Source organism: Bacillus sp. TH30 (assembly GCF_016650875.1).
Classification (GTDB): domain Bacteria; phylum Bacillota; class Bacilli; order Bacillales; family Bacillaceae_G; genus Bacillus_A; species Bacillus_A mycoides.
The window spans coordinates 1,149,573-1,168,124 of the sequence record NZ_JAEKEY010000002.1 but is presented as its reverse complement, the minus strand read 5'-3'; the positions used below and the strand labels follow the sequence as shown (position 1 = coordinate 1,168,124).

The window sequence follows — 18,552 nt, the reverse complement described above, 5'->3', positions numbered from 1 at the left end:
TAATGGAGGAGGGTGGGGTGCATTATGAAGAAAAGAATATTAATCATTTCTCTATGTATCGCTTTTGGATTGTTTTGGCCATATAAAGAGGAGGTTTTTGCCACCTTTAAACCGATAGATCGCTACGAGTTAAATAAGGAATTAAAGAACAAAAGTATAGAAACTTTAACTGATAAAGAAATGAAAATGATAGGAGAACACTTTGTGACAGCGCAACTAGCAGTGTTTGAGTTTAATAATAAAGAAGATGTGAAACGAAAAGGTGAAGAAATATTTGTAAGTAGAGGGTATGAACAGTTAATAGAAAATTATTACCCAAACCGTTTTCGGGATTTAGAGTATAAATTTACAAACGAAGAGATACGTGAAGAGACAGATGAGAGTTTTCGCTATCATACTGTAGCGTACGTTACTGGTATTGAAAATGGCAAGAGAAGTGAAATGAAATTAAATTATGACATGAAAATTGTAAAGGTTAATAATTTATTCATGGTGTTAGAACAAAAACAATATGTACAATAAAAAACCCTCTAGAAGCAGAGGGACTTTAAAGATTTTCATTTTGTTGACCAAGTTCTTTTTGAGCAATGTATAAATTTCCTTGCTCAACTTGTTTCAGTGTATGAACAGAATCTCCTGCATATCCTTTTTCCTTTTTCACAGTTCTTTTTGAACGATTTGAATCTTGTTTCTTCATATAATAGACCACCCTTCTTTAAAAATAGACGAAAATGATGAGCACGAGTAATACAGCTGCGAAAATGGTAATGCCCATTAAAAAAGAAGTATTTTTATATTTAGGTGGCTTATGTACATCTTGCCGATATCCAGGTGAAATTTCAGGGGCGAATTCTTCATCGAATGATTGTTTCTTTTGTTTTTCGTCCATATGTATCCACCTTTCTTTTTCATTATGTTACACGTTATAAGAAAAAATATGCATGAAGAAAACAGCCGCTATATCATTAGCGGCTGCTTTGCGTTGTATATTTTCTTTGTACTTGAAAGAGACGGATAAGCAGGAAGATTGCTCCAAATGCTAGACCGATAATAAGACCGATCCAATAACCTTTTGCTGCCCAGTCAGTATAAGTTGCTAACATGTAGCCAAGAGGTAGACCTATTACCCAATAAGCTATTAATGTCATAATTAAGGCAACATTTACGTCTTTATAACCACGAAGTGCTCCTTGTACTGGAGTTGCAATCGCATCTGAAATTTGAAATAAAATCGCGAATATAAGAAATTCTTTAGCTAAATGATGGACATTTGCATTTGTCGTATAAATAGAAGCAATTTCATCATCAAAGAAATAAAGAAGGATTGAATATAAAAGAGCGAAAGCAAGGGCTAACCCAATTCCGATAAATCCATATTGTTTCGCATTATTGTATCGTTTTGCTCCAACTTCAAATCCAACGGCTATCGTCATTGCCATTGCTAAACTTAAAGGAGTCATATATAACAAGGAAGCAAAGTTCATAGCTGCTTGATGTGCTGCTATTGTTGTCGTACTAAAATTACTCATCATAAGTGTTACCGCAGCGAAAATACTCGTCTCAAAAAAGATAGCAAATCCGATAGGGACGCCAAGTTTCAGGAATTCCTTCCAGATTGTAAAGGAAGGGCGGTATAACTGTTTAAAGATATTGAAAGAAGCGAAAGGCTCTTTCGTACGAATAATAATAACCGTAATAATTAAAATACACCAATAGGTTGCTGCAGAAGCGATTGCCGCACCAACACCACCGAGTTTTGGAAAGCCAAAGTGACCAAAAATTAATAAGTAATTTAATACTACATTAATTGGTAATGATAGTAATGTAATAATCATCGTTGTTCGAGTTTTCCCTAATGCATCAATAAATCCACGTAAAACGGTGTAAGTAAATAAAGGGATAATTCCAATCGCGATAATAATTAAAAATTGTGCTGCAATACGTTCCACGGGTTCTTCTAATTGCATGCCATTTAAAATAGGTGAAACAGCGAAGAATCCGATAAGGATAACAACGAAACTAGCACAAATTGCTAAATATACTGCTTGTATGACAATGTGGGGAACGTCCTCCTTTTTCTTTGATCCAACGAGCTGTGCAACAATAGGAGTAGTAGCCATTAAAATTCCTGTTAAGCCGGTACTAACGGGAAGCCATATACTTGTTCCGATAGCAACACCCGCTAAATCAATAGGACTCGCATGTCCTGACATTGTCGTATCAAAAAAGCTCATCGCAAATAATGACATTTGCGTTACAAAAATCGGGAAAAAGAGTAATAAAAATTGCTTTAACTTTTGTGAGAATGAATTAGTTTCTTTCATAAAATCCCCTTTCAACGTAAAAAACAAACTCTTATTATCATACAATTTAATCAAAAAATAGAAAAGAAATAAGCGTATACAACAAATGAAATCAATAAAAAAAGGATGCACTTTGAAAAGGGATAAGGTATTATGATAAGGTGTGAAAAAATTACATATGCGTTATTAAGGAGGCACTAATTGTGGCTGATTGGTTAATTGGATTAATCATGGGTGCTGTTGAAGGTTTAACAGAGTTTCTACCAGTATCATCAACAGGACATATGATTTTAACAGGACACTTAATTGGATTTGAAGACGATAGAGCGAAAGTTTTCGAAGTTGTTATTCAGTTGGGATCGATTTTAGCAGTTGTTGTTATATTTTGGAAGCGTTTATGGTCATTGGTTGGAATAGGGAAAGTAACAGATGGGCCATCGTTAAATTTATTACATATTATTATCGGGATGATTCCTGCCGGAATTCTTGGTGTATTATTCCATAGTACAATTAAAGAAGTTTTATTCGGTCCAGGACCGGTTGTTATTAGCTTAGTAGTTGGTGGTATTTTAATGATTGTTGCTGAGAAGTTTTCAAAACCAAGTACAGCAAGAACGTTAGATGAAATTACATATAAGCAAGCATTTACAATTGGAATGTTCCAATGTTTAGCACTTTGGCCAGGATTTTCTCGTTCTGGATCAACAATAAGTGGTGGTTTATTAGCTCGCGTTTCGCATACAGCGGCAGCTGAATATACGTTCATTTTAGCGGTACCAATGATGGTAGCTGCAAGTGGCTTAGATTTAATTAAAAGCTGGGATATATTAAGCTCGGCTGATATAACGTTATTTGCAACTGGATTTATTACAGCATTCGTTGTTGCGTTGCTTGCAATCGTTTCATTCTTAAAATTATTAGCTCGTGTAAAACTAACACCGTTCGCTTACTATCGTTTCATTTTAGCTGCGGTATTCTATTTCTTCATTATGTAAGTATAAAATATTAGCAATACCCTATAGAATAGACACTTGAAAAAAAAGTCTACACTGTAGGGTATTTTTTTATAGAGAGAGAAAAATGAAACTTTTACCTTCAATTACTTGTATTTCACCATGTGAAATATGCCATAATGATTTCGTTATAATAATTTTAAGGAAATCGATAGGGTATTTGAGAGGAGCAATTTAGTGAGTTTTGCAATAGAAATAGTAATTCCAGCACCAATTGATGTTGTATTTGATTATGTACACAATGACGAGAAAATACTAGAATGGAGTACCTTTATGGTAGAAAATAGGTATCCTTCAAATATAGATGTTGAAAACCCTCGTGAAGGTGACAAATATATATCTGTGCAAAAGATGGGGAAGAAAATATATGAATTTGAGGCGGAAATTTTAGAGTATGATGAACCGTATATCGTTTCAGTTGGATGTGAGATGAAGCAAGGTTATACAGCTGCAACTTATATGTTAGAAGAGGATGAAGAAGGTACATCGCTTACTTTAATCGTAGAATTTGAACCGAAGAATTTTTTATATAAGATTATGTACAAGTTGACTGGGTGGATGACACGTGGAATATACATGGGTGAAATGGAACGTTTAGCAGCGTGCGTAGATGCTGTATATTCTCAGAAAAAAGGATTATAATTTAGTAAAATAAAAAACCTGCCGAAATCGGCAGGTTTTTTATTTTACTACTTTCTCAATCATGCTTTCCATTACATGTTCCCAAAGAGAAGTATCATCAGCTAATGTAGCACGGAAATTAGCATACATTTCTTTTTGCTTCTCTTCGAATGTTGGATCTTCTTTTTCAGGTAATGTAGCGCGCATTGAAGTTACTAATTCTTGTACTTTTGGAGCGCGTGGTCCAAAGACGGCTTGTTCATTTCCGTCTTTATCAATGAAAATAAAGATTGGAATCGCACGTGCTGTTCCGTTTGTTAAGTATTGATCCATTAACTCTAAGTTTTCATCGCGAATTAATAAACGCATATCAATATTTGCAACTTCAGAAATTCGTTTCATAACAGGTACACATAAAAGAGCGTCGCCGCACCAGTCAGCTGTTAATACGATAACGCGCCAGCCATCATTTTGACGTTCTTCTAAAACTGGAAGTAATTCATTTGGAATTAAAAAGTTATTGTAAATGTGTAGTAGCTCGTATTGGTTTACTTTCATTTCATTCACATATGTATCAAAGGACATGCCTTTATCAGCCCATTGTAGTAAGTTCATAAGTAACACCTCTTTAGTATGATTTATTTTTATTGTACCAATTTTTATATAGAAAAGCTTGTATTCTTACTCTTTCTTATCACTAAATAATTTATTTAGTGTGTAAAGGAATAGTGTGACACATAATTCAGCTATGTTGGGCATTTGTACACTCTCTATCCAGTCATCGGCGGTATGTATGACAAACCAATCTAACGTAATTTCAATTATAGAGAGCAGAGCAATTGAGAGCCAATTGGGCATACTTGTCATCATTGGATGTAGGAGCACTTTAAAGAAAATGAATATAAAATATGTAATACCGTCTAATAAAAGAATGAGTAAAAAAAGAGTAGTAGAGCTGTTCTTGATGAATATTCTATACCTGTAATATGAAAGATTCCTACATATACAAAAAATATAAATGCAAAGAATATAATGAGAATAAGAATAACAACACTAATAATAATAGTCTTATCTTTTAGACTGAGATTAGAAAGTTTGTCTTCTTGACTCATTGCCCCAACTCCTTTTTCTGGAAAATCAATTTCATTGTACCATGAAATATCTATTAAAAAACTACGAATTACGGGGAAATAAGGTGACAAAAAGTAAGATTTCGTGTAAAATTATTAATAAGGTTTTTATTTAACTAAATTAAATAAAAGGGGCTGTCAAAGTTGTCTCAAAATCGAGAACAATTAATGGAAGAACTATCGACAAATGTTTTTGCAATGTTTCGCACGTTGCGTAATGATATTGGAAAAATATTTGGTGGTTACATACCGTGGAATGAGTTCATTGTCCTTAGAATATTGAACCGTACGAATAAAGAAATGGTCTCACGTGTAGCGAATGAGTTAAATGTGTCGAATAGTCATATTACAGCTGTTACAGAAAAATTAATTAATAAAGGCTTTGTAACTCGTTCACGTTCTACATCAGATCGCCGAGTTGTATATTTAGAGATTACAGAACAAGGGAAAGATTTAGTGGCGAAAATGGAAGGTGAGAAAAAGAAATATTTACAAGAAAGATTTTCCGCACTTTCAGAAGATGAAATGGATATAATGATATCTATTTCTAAAAAACTTATTTAAATAATTACAAATAAGAAAACGCTTACCTGATGAAAAAGAAGACCTTCCTCATATATGGAAGGTCTTCTTCTGTGTGTAATAGATGATAAAAAATAAAATGTGTATGAAAAAAGATAGAGCGCCATACTACTAATAAAGGAAGGAGGGAGAAATATGACGAATCGTAATGGTAGTCAAGGAAGTGGAAATCAAGGTTCACCAAAATCAGGGCAATTCCAGCAGGAGTTTAGTACTGAATTTGAAACGGGAAATGATAATAAAGGAAAAGAATATCGTTCGAAAAAAGGAAGTAAATCAAAAAAGGAGTGAAATGATTCACTCCTTTTTTGATTTAAGATGCTGCAGATTGATCCGTATTATATTTTTCTTCTGATTTTGCAACAATCATTGCACAAATTGCATCACCGGAAATATTTACAGCAGTTCTAGACATATCTAGAATGCGGTCAATACCGATAATTAAAGCAATGCCTTCTACTGGTAGATTTACTTGATTTAAAACCATCGTAAGCATTACTAGTCCAACACCTGGTACACCTGCAGTACCGATACTAGCTAGTACAGCAGTTAATACGACCATAGCTAATTGTGGTAATGTAAGTTCAACGCCGTATACTTGAGCGATAAATACAGTTGCTACCCCTTGCATAATAGCAGTACCATCCATATTAATCGTTGCACCTAGTGGTTGTACAAAAGAGCTTATCGCTTTTGGAACTCCAAGTTTTTCTTGGGCGGTTTTCATGGCAAATGGAAGGGACGCATTAGAGCTAGATGTACTAAACCCAATTGCCATTACCGGACCGAAATGTTTAAAGAAACGAATAATACTTTCTTTGGCTAGTACCTTTAATAAGCCGCCGTATACGAAGACACCGTGAATAATGAGTACCAACATAACGACAATCATATACTTGAACATCGCAGCGACGCCTGCAAGACCCATTTTACCAACGGACGAAGCGAGCAACCCGAATGTTCCGATTGGAGCTAATTTCATGACGAGATTAACAAGATACATCATTAATTCGTTGCCCTGTTCAAGTAATGAATGGACACCTTGAACTCGTTTTCCTAAAACAGCTAAACCGAGTCCGATCAATGCGGCAAAGGCAATAATTTGTAGCATGTTCCCATCAGCCATCGCTTTTGCTGGATTATCTGGCACAATATTCAGCAATGTATCGACGAAAGATGTTTCAGTTTTTGCACCTTCATACTTAAGCCCTTCTGTTTTAAAATTACCGCCAGCCCCTGGTTTTATAATAAGTGCGAATGTAACCGCAATGGAGATGGCAACTGCTGTTGTTACGAGAAAGAATGAAATTGATTTTAAGCCGATTCTTCCAAGCTGTTTCGGATCTCCAAGACCAGCAGCCCCAAGTACGATAGAAATGAATACAACAGGAACAACTAGCATTTTAATGAGTCGAATAAACAATTGACCAAGTGGATTGAACACATATTGATTTAATGGCTCGAAAATGGATGGAGCAGCTAAATTTAAAGTGAGTCCAACGACTAGACCGAGAAATAATGCAATTAAGATTGCTTTTGTTTGTTTCAATAAAATCCCTCCTTGTTTTTGTAAAATTGCTTTCTAAATTAATTGTACCGAAAAAATACCTATTTTGACAATATTTTCTGAATATTTTGTATAAAAATATCTATTTGCATATAGATAGACCAATTTTGTTGAAATAAGCGAAGAGAGTTAAGTTATGTGTTTGGAAAAAAAAATAGACCATCACATGATGGCCTAGGGAAGGGGACAATTTATGTCAATTTAATTAGGGATGGAAGCTATTCAAAGACACTGGGGAATGTCTTATAAATTAGGGAGGAACAGCTCCGATACATATACTATAAAAGGTGGATGTGGTCTAGATGTGAACATAGAGTGAAAGAGAGAGGGAGTTTTAAGTAAGAAGAAAGAGAGAATAAAAAAATAAGACCATCACATATAGGATGGTCAAGGGAAGGGGACAATTTATGTCAATTTAATTAGGGATGGAAAGCTGTTCAAAGACACTGGGGAATGTCTTATAAATTAGGGAGGAACAGCTCCGATACATACAATATAAAAGATAGATGTGACCTAGATGTGAACATAGAGTGAAAGAGAGAGGGAGTTTTAAGTAAGAAGAAAGAGAGAATAAAAAAATAAGACCATCACATATAGGATGGTCAAGGGAAGGGGACAATTTATGTCAATTTAATTAGGGATGGAAGCTATTCAAAGACACTGGGGAATGTCTTATAAATTAGGGAGGAACAGCTTCGATACATATACTATAAAAGGTGGATGTGATCCTCGTGTGAACATGGAGTGAAAGAGAGAGGGAGTTTCAAATAAAAGATAGAAAGAATAAAAAAATAAGACCATCACATATAGGATGGCCTAGGGAAGGGGACAATTTATGTCAATTTAATTAGGGATGGAAAGCTGTTCAAGACATTGGGGAATGTCTTATAAATTAGGGAGGAACAGCTCCGATACATATACTATAAAAGGTAGGTGTGACCCTCGTGTGAACTTGGAGTGAAAGATATGGGAATTTGAAAAGGGATAAAATAGTTGTTGTAAGAGTTATAGTATAAGTGGAGATATAATAGAAAATATTCTTTTGTAAAACGATAGGAGTCTGAATATAAATAAAAGTTGAAATCTATGAAAAAAAGGATTATGCTCAACTATATTATGAGAATATAAGGTTTATCCCGCTACTTGTAGGCTCTTAAAGAGTCTTTATTTATGAGGGGATAAAAGCTTCACTTGATAAAGGGAGTTAGTGATATGGAAGTAGCAAAAAAACAAGGGTTGTATAATCGTTTTATACGATTGAATCCACCACAAATTTTAGCATTAGGCTTTTTTTGTTTAATTGTGGTCGGAGGATTGTTATTAAAGTTACCGTTTGCAACGAAAGTACATATTAGTTGGGTAGATGCTTTCTTTACAGCTACGTCGGCGGCGACTGTAACTGGTTTAGGTGTTGTAGATACTGCGAGTACGTTTACGATGTTTGGTGAAATTGTTATTATGTTTTTAATTCAAACGGGTGGTCTCGGTCTTATGACGATAGCCATTTTAATTGTTTGGGTATTAGGGAAAAAAATTGGTTTACGCCACCGATTATTAATTGGAGAAGCATTTAATCAAACAAATATTGGTGGTCTTGTGAAATTAGTAAAACGTGTTTTTATTTTTTCTATTTGTATTGAGCTAATTGGAGTTATCTTTTTATCGATTCGCTTTATTCCAGAGTTTGGTTTTGGAAAAGGTTTATACTATAGTATTTTTCACGTTATTGCGTCATATAATAATGCCGGCTTTGCGCTTTGGCCAGATAATTTAACAAGATATGTAGGAGATCCTATTATTAATATTGGGATTTGTTCTTTAATTATAATAGGAGGGTTAGGTTTTACGGTATTAATTGATATATGGTATAGCCGTAGTTTCCGAAAATTATCACTGCACTCCAAAATCATGATTGTTGGAACGATAGCACTTAATGTTATTGCGATGATTGTGATTTTTGTATTGGAATATAATAATGTGAAGACTTTGGGGCACTTATCTTTAAATGAAAAATTATGGGCTTCGTTCTTCCAAGGAATTACACCTCGTACAGCTGGTTTTAACACGGTAGATTATGGGGGGATGGAAGAGTCATCGATACTATTTACAATGGTATTAATGTTTATTGGTGCGGGAAGTGTATCGACAGGCGGTGGAATTAAGTTAACGACATTCGTTATTTTAATTACATCAGTTCTTTCTTTCTTTAGAAAGAAAGAGGATTTTGTTTTATTTCAGCGTACGATTAAAATGTCGACAGTAACGAGAGCGTTAGCAATTGTCGTTGCTAGTCAAATACTTATTTTTACAGCGGTATTTGTATTAATGCTTACAGAAGACTTCAGTTTTATTCAGTTATTATTTGAGACAATTTCAGCGTTTGGTACAGTAGGGTTAACAATGGGGATTACTGCGAAGCTATCGGCGTTTGGAAAATGTATTATTATGTTTGTTATGTTTTGTGGATTAATCGGACCGTTAACACTTGTGTTCTCTTTGGCACGACCAGCAAAACAAAAAATTAAATATCCATCAGAAGATGTATTTACAGGATAAGGTATCCCGCATAAAGCGAGATACCTTTTTCTTTTTAAAAAAGAGAGAACAATAAACCAATAAGCGCCACTCGGAATAAAATCGCAATGAGTGCAGCAATACCACCCACAATGGCAGCGGTACCGCCAGTTACAGTAGCCCCGCGATTATAAGCGTAAATACCAAGTAGAACAGACACAAGACCAAATAGTGTTGGGAATGTGAATAATGATAATATTGCTAAGGCAAGAGCAATGAAACCAGCAGTCGATCCAGCTGCAGACGATCTTACATCATCGTTATCTTTATCATCATAATCGATACGCTGTGGTGCAACTTCAGCTGCGTATTCTTCTTTATAATCACTATCTATTCGATCTCTTTTTTTATATTCATCAAATTTCTCAGTCAAAGTAAGGACTCCTTTCATAACAAGGTTCAATAGTAGTATGTATCTCTTTACTGTTTTTATCCCGCTATTTGCGAGCAGTAAGACTCCTACCTCAAAATTTGGCTGGAGCCCTGCGGCTCGTAAACGCCCGATTGGTGTGGGCTAATAATCAGTGGGGGATGAACAAAACCTCCACTGATTAAAGTTTCACTTTATCCGAACTTGTACAGGGAGTAATATCCAATTGGAAAGTGGAAAATGTTTTTTCAAAATAGGAAAACTTAGTATGACTTCCTCTATTTTGGAAAGTATAAAAAAGAATAATGAGGAAAGGGTGTAGTACATAATGGAACATCCAATTGAAAATTTAATGAAAACAGCAATGACAAATTTAAAAGAGATGGTAGATGTAAATACGATTGTTGGAAGTCCGGTTTCAACAGCTGACGGAAATGTAGTATTAACAGTATCTCAAGTGGCTTTTGGTTTTGGAGCTGGTGGAAGTGACTTTAAAGGGGATTTTATTTCTGAAAAACATAACGGCGGACAAGGGCAGCATAAAGAGAACAAGCAAAGTCATCCATTCGGAGGCGGAAGCGGGGCTGGGGTTTCTATTAGCCCAGTTGCTTTTTTAGTAGTTGGTTCTAACGGTGTGCAAGTGTTGCATCTCAATAGTAGTACACATTTAATTGAAAAAGCGTTAAATACTGTGCCAAGCACTGTGGATAAATTTGTGAATGGTCGCCAAAAGTGAACTTGCATTTTTTAGGAATTATGATATATTAGAAAAAGTGCGCTTTATGACGATCGGAATAATTGAACTGTAAATATATATGATGTGTGGAATAAGGGAGAGGAATTTATGATTAATATCAAAAACTTAGTAGTTGGCTTGTGTATGTTAGTAAGCGGTTTTGTTGTATATGTAATAAAAGAAAAAGCTCCATTCTAAAACAGACAAACCGTTAATGTCTGTTTTTAATTTGTAAAAAATGTTGACAAGTTATTGTATTGGTGTTAAAATTTTAATTCGTGTCTCGGTTAAAGCTAGTGTAAAGTAAATAAATCTTATGAATATAATACGAAAAGTTTGCGAAAGATCGGGTAGTCTTACCAACAACTTTTGTGAACAAACCCTATAAATTGTATATGTAAGCTTTATATGTATACTAGTGAATCAAGGAGCGGTCAGTGGAACCGTAATGATGAGAGAGAGGTAGGGCTTTCATCCAGTATATGTTACTTTCCCGTTAGGTGAATATAAAAAAGAGGGCTCCTTTTGAAAAGGAGCCCTCTTTCTATAAATAAATTGAAACTATAATCAGTGGGACCATTCCATTCCCTTTACATGTTAGCTCACAAATAATGTGATAAAAATGATTAAGTGCGGTTTTCAACTTGCTGACAAATTTCATCTGTTGTTAAACCATGTGCTTTAATTACAGATCCTTTTATCGATGTATCTGCAATGCCCATCATATTAGAATCTTGCCCGGTTACAACGCAACAATCACACCCATGTGCATCATTTTCAGAGTTAAGTGAAACGACTTCATGTCCTTGTTGCTGAAGAGCTTGTTGAACATCTGTTAAAGAGTTCTCAACACCAATTCTAGCCATAATTTTCACCTCCTACCATCTAGTTGCTAGTATGCTCAAGTCCATAGCATATATTTATGAAAAGATGGTAGGAAGAGAATATTTGTTTAGTCGTTATATACACCAGTAAGCATTTGACTAACGAATTGATCATTTAATGTATCTTGTGCTGAACTGTTATTAGACTGAATATCGATTGAAGCTGTGTAGTTGTTATGTTTCCTACTATTTGGTTCTACTTCAACGTAATTATCGAATTTACAAAATCCTTTCGTATCCATTAGATCAAATAGTTGTAGCATTTCTACTACCTCTTGTCTCGTTCCTTTAATTTGTACACACGCCATTTTTATTTCCTCCTTCAATTTGACAAATTGTTTTTTAAAAATAGGATTATGATTACTAAATGAAAAATATGAATGTTATTTTTAGACAGCGTTATTTTTGTTATTTTCCCCCTTTTTCACCAAAAGTCGTTGCATATTCCCTGATTTATAAAATCGGACGTCCGTTTATTGAATACAATAGATTCGTATCAATTGGCGAAAACCCTTCTTTTAAACAAATATTTTTTTTAGTAGAATTTGACGAAAAAATTTTTTTGACTTTTTGTAAACGTTAACAATGTTATTAAATCAATATAAACAAAGATGTACGTACGATTAAAAATTAAAAATTTTCTAAAAATTCACTTGATTTATTTGAAAAGGAGAGTAGACTAGGAAACAATAAAAAACTCATAGAACATAGGGGGCGCTTTCAAGTGAACGAGCAGTGGATTTTCTTAAATGGAGAATTTGTTCCAAAAGACGAAGCAAAGGTTTCAGTATATGATCATGGCTATTTATATGGCGATGGAGTGTTCGAAGGAATTAGGGTATATAGCGGTAATGTTTTCCGTTTGAGAGAGCATCTTGTCCGGTTATATGAATCAGCGAAATCCATCATGTTAGAGATTCCATATACGTTAGAAGAAGCAACGAAAATCGTTGTTGAAACGATTCGACAAAACAAACTATCTAATGGATATATCCGCCTCGTTGTATCAAGAGGACCTGGGAACTTGGGATTAGATCCCGATTCTTGTACGAAACCAAATGTAGTAGTAATTGCAGAGCAATTATCTTTATTTCCGCAAGAATATTATGAAAAAGGGATTCCGATTATAACAGTTGCAACGCGTCGCAATCGCCCGGATGTTTTATCGCCTCAAGTAAAATCTTTAAATTACTTAAATAATATTTTAGTTCGCATTGAGGCGAAATTAGCTGGAGTACAAGAAGCACTTATGTTAAATGACCAAGGATATGTAGCTGAAGGCTCTGGAGATAATGTATTTATTGTGAAGGGAAATAAATTAATTACACCACCAAGTTCTGCTGGAGCGTTAGAAGGTATTACACGAAACGCGATTTTAGAAATCGGCGAAAAACTTGGATATGACGTAAGAGAAGAATTATTTACAAGGCATGATGTATATGTAGCTGATGAAGTATTTTTAACAGGAACAGCTGCTGAAGTAATTGCTGTTACGACAGTAGATGGAAGAACGATTGGTTTAGGTAGAACAGGGCCACATACGAATCGTTTATTAGAAGAATTCCGTAAATTAGTTGTAGAAGATGGAGAGAAAATTTACGAAGAAAATAAAGTTGGATAATAGCTCTTATGACATGATAAAGCGTTGATAGGGAGGAGTAGTTGACTGTGAAGCCTCACAGAGAGTCGGTGGTTGCTGGAAACCGATGGTTCACGTCGACGAACATCACCCTTGAGTGCTAAGCTGAAACGTTTGTTTAGGCTTAGACGGTAGCTCCGTTATTAGCTAGACTCATATCCCGAGTCACTGAGGCAAGAGTAATCTTGCGAAGAAGGGTGGTACCGCGAAATCTTTCGTCCCTTCAGCACATAGCTGGAGTGTGGACGTAGGATTTTTTTATTTTATAAATGTTTTAAAAAAGGGGGCTTATAAGAAAAATGTCTTCAAAAACGGAAGAGAAACTGGCAACTGGTGCACAGCTATTGTTAGAAGCGCTAGAAAAGGAAGGAGTAGAGGTGATTTTTGGTTATCCAGGTGGTGCGGTTTTACCTCTATATGATGCGCTTTATGATTGTGAAATTCCGCATATTTTAACGAGGCATGAGCAAGGTGCAATTCATGCTGCTGAAGGATATGCAAGAATTACAGGAAATCCAGGAGTGGTAATTGCAACAAGTGGACCGGGTGCTACAAATGTTATTACTGGTCTAGCTGACGCGATGATTGATTCATTGCCACTTGTTGTATTTACAGGGCAAGTAGCAACAACGTTAATCGGGAGTGATGCTTTCCAAGAAGCTGATATTATGGGGCTTACGATGCCGGTGACAAAACATAATTATCAAGTACGAAAAGCATCGGATTTACCCCGAATTATTAAAGAAGCATTTCATATCGCTAGAACAGGAAGACCAGGCCCAGTCGTAATTGACCTTCCGAAAGATATGGTAGTAGAGCAAGGTGAGCGATGTAGTGATGTACAAATGGATTTACCAGGATACCAGCCTAATTACGAACCGAACCTACTACAAATAAACAAATTATTACAAGCGATTGCGACTTCAAAAAAACCGTTAATTTTAGCTGGAGCAGGTGTATTGCATGCGAAAGCATCGAAAGAATTAACAAGCTTTGCTCGTAAATATGAAATTCCTGTTGTTCATACTTTACTTGGTCTTGGTGGTTTTCCGCCAGATGATAAATTATTTCTTGGGATGGGAGGAATGCACGGTTCTTACACGGCTAATATGGCGTTATATGAATGTGATCTACTTATAAATATAGGAGCAAGATTTGACGATCGTCTTACTGGAAATTTAGCTTATTTTGCTAAAGAAGCGATTGTCGCACATATAGATATTGATCCAGCAGAAATCGGAAAAAATGTGCCGACTGAAATTCCAATTGTTGCGAGTGCGAAGCAAGCATTAGAAGCTCTACTCAACTTTAAGGAAGGGGAAGTAAATCACAATGATTGGCTCTCATTATTGAATAATAGAAAAGAAAAATACCCTCTTTCTTACAAAGAGCATTCGGAATGTATTAAGCCTCAATATGCAATTGATATGCTATACGAAATTACGAAAGGGGAAGCGATTGTAACGACAGATGTTGGGCAACATCAAATGTGGGCAGCTCAATATTATCCGCTGAAAAATCCAGATAAATGGGTAACTTCTGGAGGCTTAGGAACAATGGGCTTCGGATTTCCAGCAGCAATTGGTGCACAAATTGCAAGGCCAGAAGAATTAGTTATTGCGATTGTCGGTGATGCGGGATTTCAAATGACCTTGCAAGAACTAAGTGTATTAAAAGAGCATTCTTTACCAGTTAAAGTGTTTATTTTAAATAATGAAGCTTTAGGAATGGTAAGACAATGGCAAGAGGAATTTTATAATGGGCGATATTCGCACTCCTTACTTTCATGCCAACCAGATTTTGTTGCGCTTGCCAATGCTTATGGCATAAAAGGTGTTCGTATTGAAGACCCACTTCTTGCAAAGCAACAATTACAGTATGCAATTGAGTTAAGAGAGCCTGTTGTAATTGATTGCCGCGTACTTCAATCCGAAAAGGTAATGCCGATGGTTGCCCCAGGAAAAGGCGTTCATCAAATGGAGGGAGTGGAGAAAAGGTGAAGAGAATTGTAACAGCGACAGTTCGAAATCAAAGCGGTGTGTTAAATCGAATTACAGGTGTTATGACACGTAGACATTTTAATATTGAAAGTATTTCAGTAGGTCATACGGAATCATCGGATATTTCGAGAATGACGATTGTTGTACACGTTGAAAATGAACAGCAAGTTGAGCAGTTAATTAAACAACTTCATAAGCAAATCGATGTACTGAAAGTATCAGATATTACAGAAGAAGCGATGATCGCTAGAGAACTTGCACTTATTAAAGTAGCAACGTCTGTAGCAAGAGCAGAATTATATAGTTTAATTGAACCGTTCCGAGCCGCTGTAATAGACGTTGGGAAGGATTCCATAGTGGTGCAAGTAACAGGTACCCAGGAGAAAGTAGAAGCGTTAATTGAATTACTTCGTCCATATGGTTTGAAAGAAATTGCTAGAACAGGTGTAACAGCATTTACACGTAGTATGAAAAAACAAGATAAACAAGTTATGTTAATTCAATAATTATTTAAAAAATAGGGGGAAATGAAAATGGCGAAAGTTTATTATGAAAAAGACGTAACGGTAAATGTATTAAAGGAAAAGAAAGTAGCAATCATCGGATATGGATCGCAAGGCCATGCGCATGCGCAAAACTTACGTGATAACGGATTTGATGTGGTAGTAGGACTGAGGAAAGGGAAGTCATGGGATAAGGCGAAAGAAGACGGTTTTTCTGTATATACAGTAGCGGAAGCAGCAGAAAAAGCAGATGTAGTAATGATTCTACTACCTGATGAATTACAGCCGGAAGTATATGAAGCTGAAATTGCACCAAACTTACAAGGCGGTAATTCTCTCGTTTTCGCGCATGGATTTAATGTTCACTTTGATCAAGTAAAACCGCCAGCTAATGTAGATGTATTTCTAGTAGCACCGAAAGGTCCAGGACATCTAGTACGTCGTACGTTTGCGGAAGGGGGAGCTGTTCCTGCATTATTTGCAGTATATCAAGATGCAACAGGAGTTGCGACTGAAAAGGCACTTTCATATGCAGATGGAATTGGGGCGACGAGAGCAGGTGTATTAGAAACAACGTTTAAAGAAGAAACAGAAACAGATTTATTTGGAGAGCAAGCTGTACTTTGCGGCGGAGTAACTGCACTAGTAAAAGCTGGGTTTGAAACGTTAGTTGAAGCTGGTTATCAACCTGAACTTGCATATTTTGAATGTTTACATGAACTGAAACTAATTGTTGACCTTATGTATGAAGGTGGACTTGAAAATATGAGATATTCAGTTTCAGATACAGCGCAGTGGGGGGACTTCGTATCAGGGCCACGCGTTGTTACTGAAGATACGAAGAAAGCGATGGGTGCAGTACTAGCAGAAATTCAAGATGGTACATTTGCAAGAGGCTGGATTGCAGAGCATAAAGCAGGAAGACCAAATTTCCAGGCGACAAATGAAAAAGAAAATGAACATGAAATCGAAGTAGTTGGACGTAAATTACGTGAAATGATGCCTTTCGTACAGCCCCGAGTAAAGGTAGGGATTAAATAATATGAAGCAAATTTTGTTCATGGATACGACGCTTCGTGATGGCGAACAATCACCAGGAGTTAATTTAAATGAACAAGAGAAATTACAGATTGCGAGGCAACTAGAGAGACTTGGTATTAATGTAATGGAAGCTGGATTCGCAGCAGCTTCTGAAGGTGATTTTCAATCGGTAAAACGTATCGCAAATACCATTCAAAATGCTACGGTTATGAGTTTAGCTAGAGCGAAAGAAAGTGATATTCGAAGAGCCTATGAAGCTGTGAAAGGCGCTGTCTCTCCTCGTTTACACGTATTTTTAGCTACGAGTGACATTCATATGAAATATAAGCTTTGTATGTCAAAAGAAGATGTATTAGATAGCATACATCGCTCGGTTACGCTTGGGAAATCACTATTTCCAACAGTTCAATTTTCAGCAGAAGATGCAACAAGAACATCGAGAGCATTTTTAGCGGAAGCAGTAGAAGTCGCGATTCGCGCAGGAGCGAATGTAATCAATATTCCTGATACAGTTGGATATACGAATCCAGAAGAATATTATTCTCTTTTTAAATACTTACAAGAATCCGTTCCGTCGTATGAAAAAGCAATTTTCTCTTGTCATTGTCACGATGATCTTGGGATGGCAGTAGCGAATTCGTTAGCTGCGGTTGAAGGCGGAGCGTTACAAGTAGAAGGAACGATTAATGGAATTGGAGAAAGAGCGGGGAATGCGGCGCTAGAAGAAGTCGCGGTTGCTCTCCATATTAGAAAAGATTTCTATGAAGCAGAATCCTCTATGACATTAAAAGAAATTAAAGCGACGAGTACGTTAGTAAGTCGGTTAACGGGTATGGTTGTACCGAAAAATAAGGCGATTGTTGGAGCAAATGCTTTTGCTCACGAATCAGGTATTCATCAAGACGGTGTATTAAAAGAAGTAACGACGTATGAAATTATTGAACCATCACTGATTGGAGAGTCACAAAATTTATTTGTATTAGGAAAGCATTCCGGGCGCCATGCGTTTACTGAAAAAATGAAAGAACTTGGTTATGAGTTTACAAAAGAAGAACGAGATGTGGTGTTTGAAGCATTTAAAAACTTGGCTGACCGTAAAAAAGAAATTACAGAAGAAGATTTACGTGCGCTTATGCTTGGTGAAGCAGCATTTGCGGCCCAGCAATATAGCATTACTCAATTGCAAGTACATTTCGTATCAAATAGTACACAGTGTGCAACGGTTGTACTAAAAGATGAGGAAGGAAATATGTACGAAGATGCCGCAACTGGTTCTGGAAGTATTGAAGCGATCTATAATGCAATTCAAAGAATTTTAGGATTAGAATGTGACTTAGCGGATTATCGCATACAATCTATAACGCAAGGTCAAGATGCACTTGCACATGTTCATGTTGAATTAAAAGAAGGAACTCATCAAGTATCAGGTTTTGGTGTTGCGCAAGACGTATTAGAAGCATCGGCGAGAGCGTATGTTCATGCGGCCGGAAAATTAAAATCTTTTATTACTCTTGTGAAGTAACTGTTTGATAAGTGAGGGGATCGTCCCTTACTTATCAAAATATATTTCTGAAAATTCAGATAAAAAG

Annotated in this window: 22 protein-coding genes, 1 pseudogene and 1 other annotated feature; of the genes and pseudogenes, 14 read left to right on the top strand and 9 right to left on the bottom strand. The window is 36.0% G+C overall.

The genetic code is table 11. The features are described 5' to 3' along the window. The first annotated feature begins 24 nt into the window (after window positions 1-24). Window positions 25-522 carry a hypothetical protein gene (locus JFU20_RS08165; protein WP_002011635.1) on the top strand — a complete coding sequence of 166 codons (498 nt, stop codon included), beginning with the start codon at window positions 25-27 and terminating at the stop codon, window positions 520-522. Window positions 523-547: 25 nt separating this feature from the next. Here JFU20_RS08165 and JFU20_RS08160 read toward each other — a convergent pair whose 3' ends face one another. The 3 genes from JFU20_RS08160 to JFU20_RS08150 all read right to left on the bottom strand — a co-directional run bounded on the left by JFU20_RS08160 (window position 548) and on the right by JFU20_RS08150 (window position 2,324). Beyond that, window positions 548-697, bottom strand: coding sequence for a hypothetical protein (locus JFU20_RS08160; protein WP_002011638.1), 150 nt, complete (start codon window positions 695-697; stop codon window positions 548-550). Window positions 698-715: 18 nt separating this feature from the next. After that, window positions 716-889 (bottom strand): hypothetical protein, encoded by a 174-nt coding sequence (locus JFU20_RS08155; RefSeq protein WP_000343684.1) that lies wholly within the window; start codon window positions 887-889, stop codon window positions 716-718. A 76-nt stretch (window positions 890-965) separates the two neighbouring features. After that, window positions 966-2,324 (bottom strand): MATE family efflux transporter, encoded by a 1,359-nt coding sequence (locus JFU20_RS08150; RefSeq protein ID WP_002126252.1) that lies wholly within the window; start codon window positions 2,322-2,324, stop codon window positions 966-968. Between the two features lie 182 nt (window positions 2,325-2,506). Here JFU20_RS08150 and uppP point away from each other — a divergent pair, with 182 nt between their 5' ends. Continuing rightward, a complete protein-coding gene (gene uppP / locus JFU20_RS08145; protein ID WP_002011643.1) occupies window positions 2,507-3,298 on the top strand; it encodes a bacitracin resistance undecaprenyl-diphosphatase in 792 nt (263 codons plus the stop codon). Between the two features lie 195 nt (window positions 3,299-3,493). Then, on the top strand, window positions 3,494-3,958 hold the full coding sequence (locus tag JFU20_RS08140; protein ID WP_002126258.1) for an SRPBCC family protein: 465 nt from the start codon (window positions 3,494-3,496) through the stop codon (window positions 3,956-3,958). A gap of 39 nt (window positions 3,959-3,997) precedes the next feature. Here JFU20_RS08140 and JFU20_RS08135 read toward each other — a convergent pair whose 3' ends face one another. Further along, a complete protein-coding gene (locus JFU20_RS08135; RefSeq protein WP_078175613.1) occupies window positions 3,998-4,585 on the bottom strand; it encodes a thioredoxin family protein in 588 nt (195 codons plus the stop codon). Between the two features lie 33 nt (window positions 4,586-4,618). Continuing rightward, window positions 4,619-5,049: pseudogene (locus JFU20_RS08130) on the bottom strand (regulatory YrvL family protein). A 162-nt stretch (window positions 5,050-5,211) separates the two neighbouring features. Here JFU20_RS08130 and JFU20_RS08125 point away from each other — a divergent pair. After that, window positions 5,212-5,631, top strand: a complete 420-nt coding sequence (locus JFU20_RS08125) for a MarR family winged helix-turn-helix transcriptional regulator (protein ID WP_002166098.1) — start codon at window positions 5,212-5,214, stop codon at window positions 5,629-5,631. A gap of 153 nt (window positions 5,632-5,784) precedes the next feature. Continuing rightward, window positions 5,785-5,940 (top strand): hypothetical protein, encoded by a 156-nt coding sequence (locus JFU20_RS08120; protein ID WP_002011733.1) that lies wholly within the window; start codon window positions 5,785-5,787, stop codon window positions 5,938-5,940. A gap of 22 nt (window positions 5,941-5,962) precedes the next feature. Here JFU20_RS08120 and JFU20_RS08115 read toward each other — a convergent pair whose 3' ends face one another. Further along, on the bottom strand, window positions 5,963-7,198 hold the full coding sequence (locus JFU20_RS08115) for a dicarboxylate/amino acid:cation symporter (RefSeq protein ID WP_002011732.1): 1,236 nt from the start codon (window positions 7,196-7,198) through the stop codon (window positions 5,963-5,965). 1,230 nt (window positions 7,199-8,428) lie between these two features. Between JFU20_RS08115 and JFU20_RS08110 the strand changes: the two genes are divergently transcribed. After that, a complete protein-coding gene (locus tag JFU20_RS08110) occupies window positions 8,429-9,772 on the top strand; it encodes a TrkH family potassium uptake protein (RefSeq protein ID WP_002011730.1) in 1,344 nt (447 codons plus the stop codon). A 34-nt stretch (window positions 9,773-9,806) separates the two neighbouring features. Here the strand turns inward: JFU20_RS08110 and JFU20_RS08105 are convergent, their stop codons facing one another. Continuing rightward, complete coding sequence (locus tag JFU20_RS08105; RefSeq protein WP_002011728.1) at window positions 9,807-10,181, bottom strand: hypothetical protein; 375 nt, start codon at window positions 10,179-10,181, stop codon at window positions 9,807-9,809. Window positions 10,182-10,488: 307 nt separating this feature from the next. Here JFU20_RS08105 and ytfJ point away from each other — a divergent pair, with 307 nt between their 5' ends. Both ytfJ and JFU20_RS08095 read left to right on the top strand, forming a co-directional pair. Beyond that, window positions 10,489-10,896 carry a GerW family sporulation protein gene (gene ytfJ / locus JFU20_RS08100; RefSeq protein WP_002030645.1) on the top strand — a complete coding sequence of 136 codons (408 nt, stop codon included), beginning with the start codon at window positions 10,489-10,491 and terminating at the stop codon, window positions 10,894-10,896. Window positions 10,897-11,004: 108 nt separating this feature from the next. Beyond that, complete coding sequence (locus JFU20_RS08095) at window positions 11,005-11,094, top strand: hypothetical protein (RefSeq protein ID WP_000608225.1); 90 nt, start codon at window positions 11,005-11,007, stop codon at window positions 11,092-11,094. Window positions 11,095-11,522: 428 nt separating this feature from the next. On the opposite strand, the gene JFU20_RS08090 is transcribed toward JFU20_RS08095, so the two are convergent. Further along, window positions 11,523-11,762: a YkuS family protein gene (locus JFU20_RS08090; RefSeq protein WP_002011725.1), complete on the bottom strand. Its 240-nt coding sequence runs from the start codon at window positions 11,760-11,762 to the stop codon at window positions 11,523-11,525. Window positions 11,763-11,848: 86 nt separating this feature from the next. After that, on the bottom strand, window positions 11,849-12,088 hold the full coding sequence (locus tag JFU20_RS08085) for a DUF3911 family protein (RefSeq protein ID WP_002011724.1): 240 nt from the start codon (window positions 12,086-12,088) through the stop codon (window positions 11,849-11,851). A gap of 59 nt (window positions 12,089-12,147) precedes the next feature. Here JFU20_RS08085 and JFU20_RS30555 point away from each other — a divergent pair, with 59 nt between their 5' ends. From JFU20_RS30555 to leuA, 6 genes are all read left to right on the top strand, one after another. Continuing rightward, complete coding sequence (locus JFU20_RS30555; protein ID WP_201038520.1) at window positions 12,148-12,363, top strand: hypothetical protein; 216 nt, start codon at window positions 12,148-12,150, stop codon at window positions 12,361-12,363. A 141-nt stretch (window positions 12,364-12,504) separates the two neighbouring features. Next, window positions 12,505-13,401 (top strand): branched-chain-amino-acid transaminase, encoded by an 897-nt coding sequence (gene ilvE / locus JFU20_RS08075; protein ID WP_002011723.1) that lies wholly within the window; start codon window positions 12,505-12,507, stop codon window positions 13,399-13,401. 15 nt (window positions 13,402-13,416) lie between these two features. Further along, window positions 13,417-13,645: a binding site (T-box leader), on the top strand. Between the two features lie 73 nt (window positions 13,646-13,718). Continuing rightward, window positions 13,719-15,419 carry an acetolactate synthase large subunit gene (ilvB, locus tag JFU20_RS08070; RefSeq protein WP_002011722.1) on the top strand — a complete coding sequence of 567 codons (1,701 nt, stop codon included), beginning with the start codon at window positions 13,719-13,721 and terminating at the stop codon, window positions 15,417-15,419. Further along, window positions 15,416-15,925 carry an acetolactate synthase small subunit gene (gene ilvN / locus JFU20_RS08065; RefSeq protein ID WP_000822948.1) on the top strand — a complete coding sequence of 170 codons (510 nt, stop codon included), beginning with the start codon at window positions 15,416-15,418 and terminating at the stop codon, window positions 15,923-15,925. Before ilvB ends, ilvN begins: the two co-directional genes overlap by 4 nt. 27 nt (window positions 15,926-15,952) lie before the next feature. Next, window positions 15,953-16,963 (top strand): ketol-acid reductoisomerase, encoded by a 1,011-nt coding sequence (gene ilvC / locus JFU20_RS08060; protein ID WP_002126277.1) that lies wholly within the window; start codon window positions 15,953-15,955, stop codon window positions 16,961-16,963. Window position 16,964: 1 nt separating this feature from the next. Beyond that, window positions 16,965-18,485, top strand: coding sequence for a 2-isopropylmalate synthase (leuA, locus tag JFU20_RS08055; RefSeq protein ID WP_002064438.1), 1,521 nt, complete (start codon window positions 16,965-16,967; stop codon window positions 18,483-18,485). Window positions 18,486-18,552 lie beyond the last annotated feature (67 nt).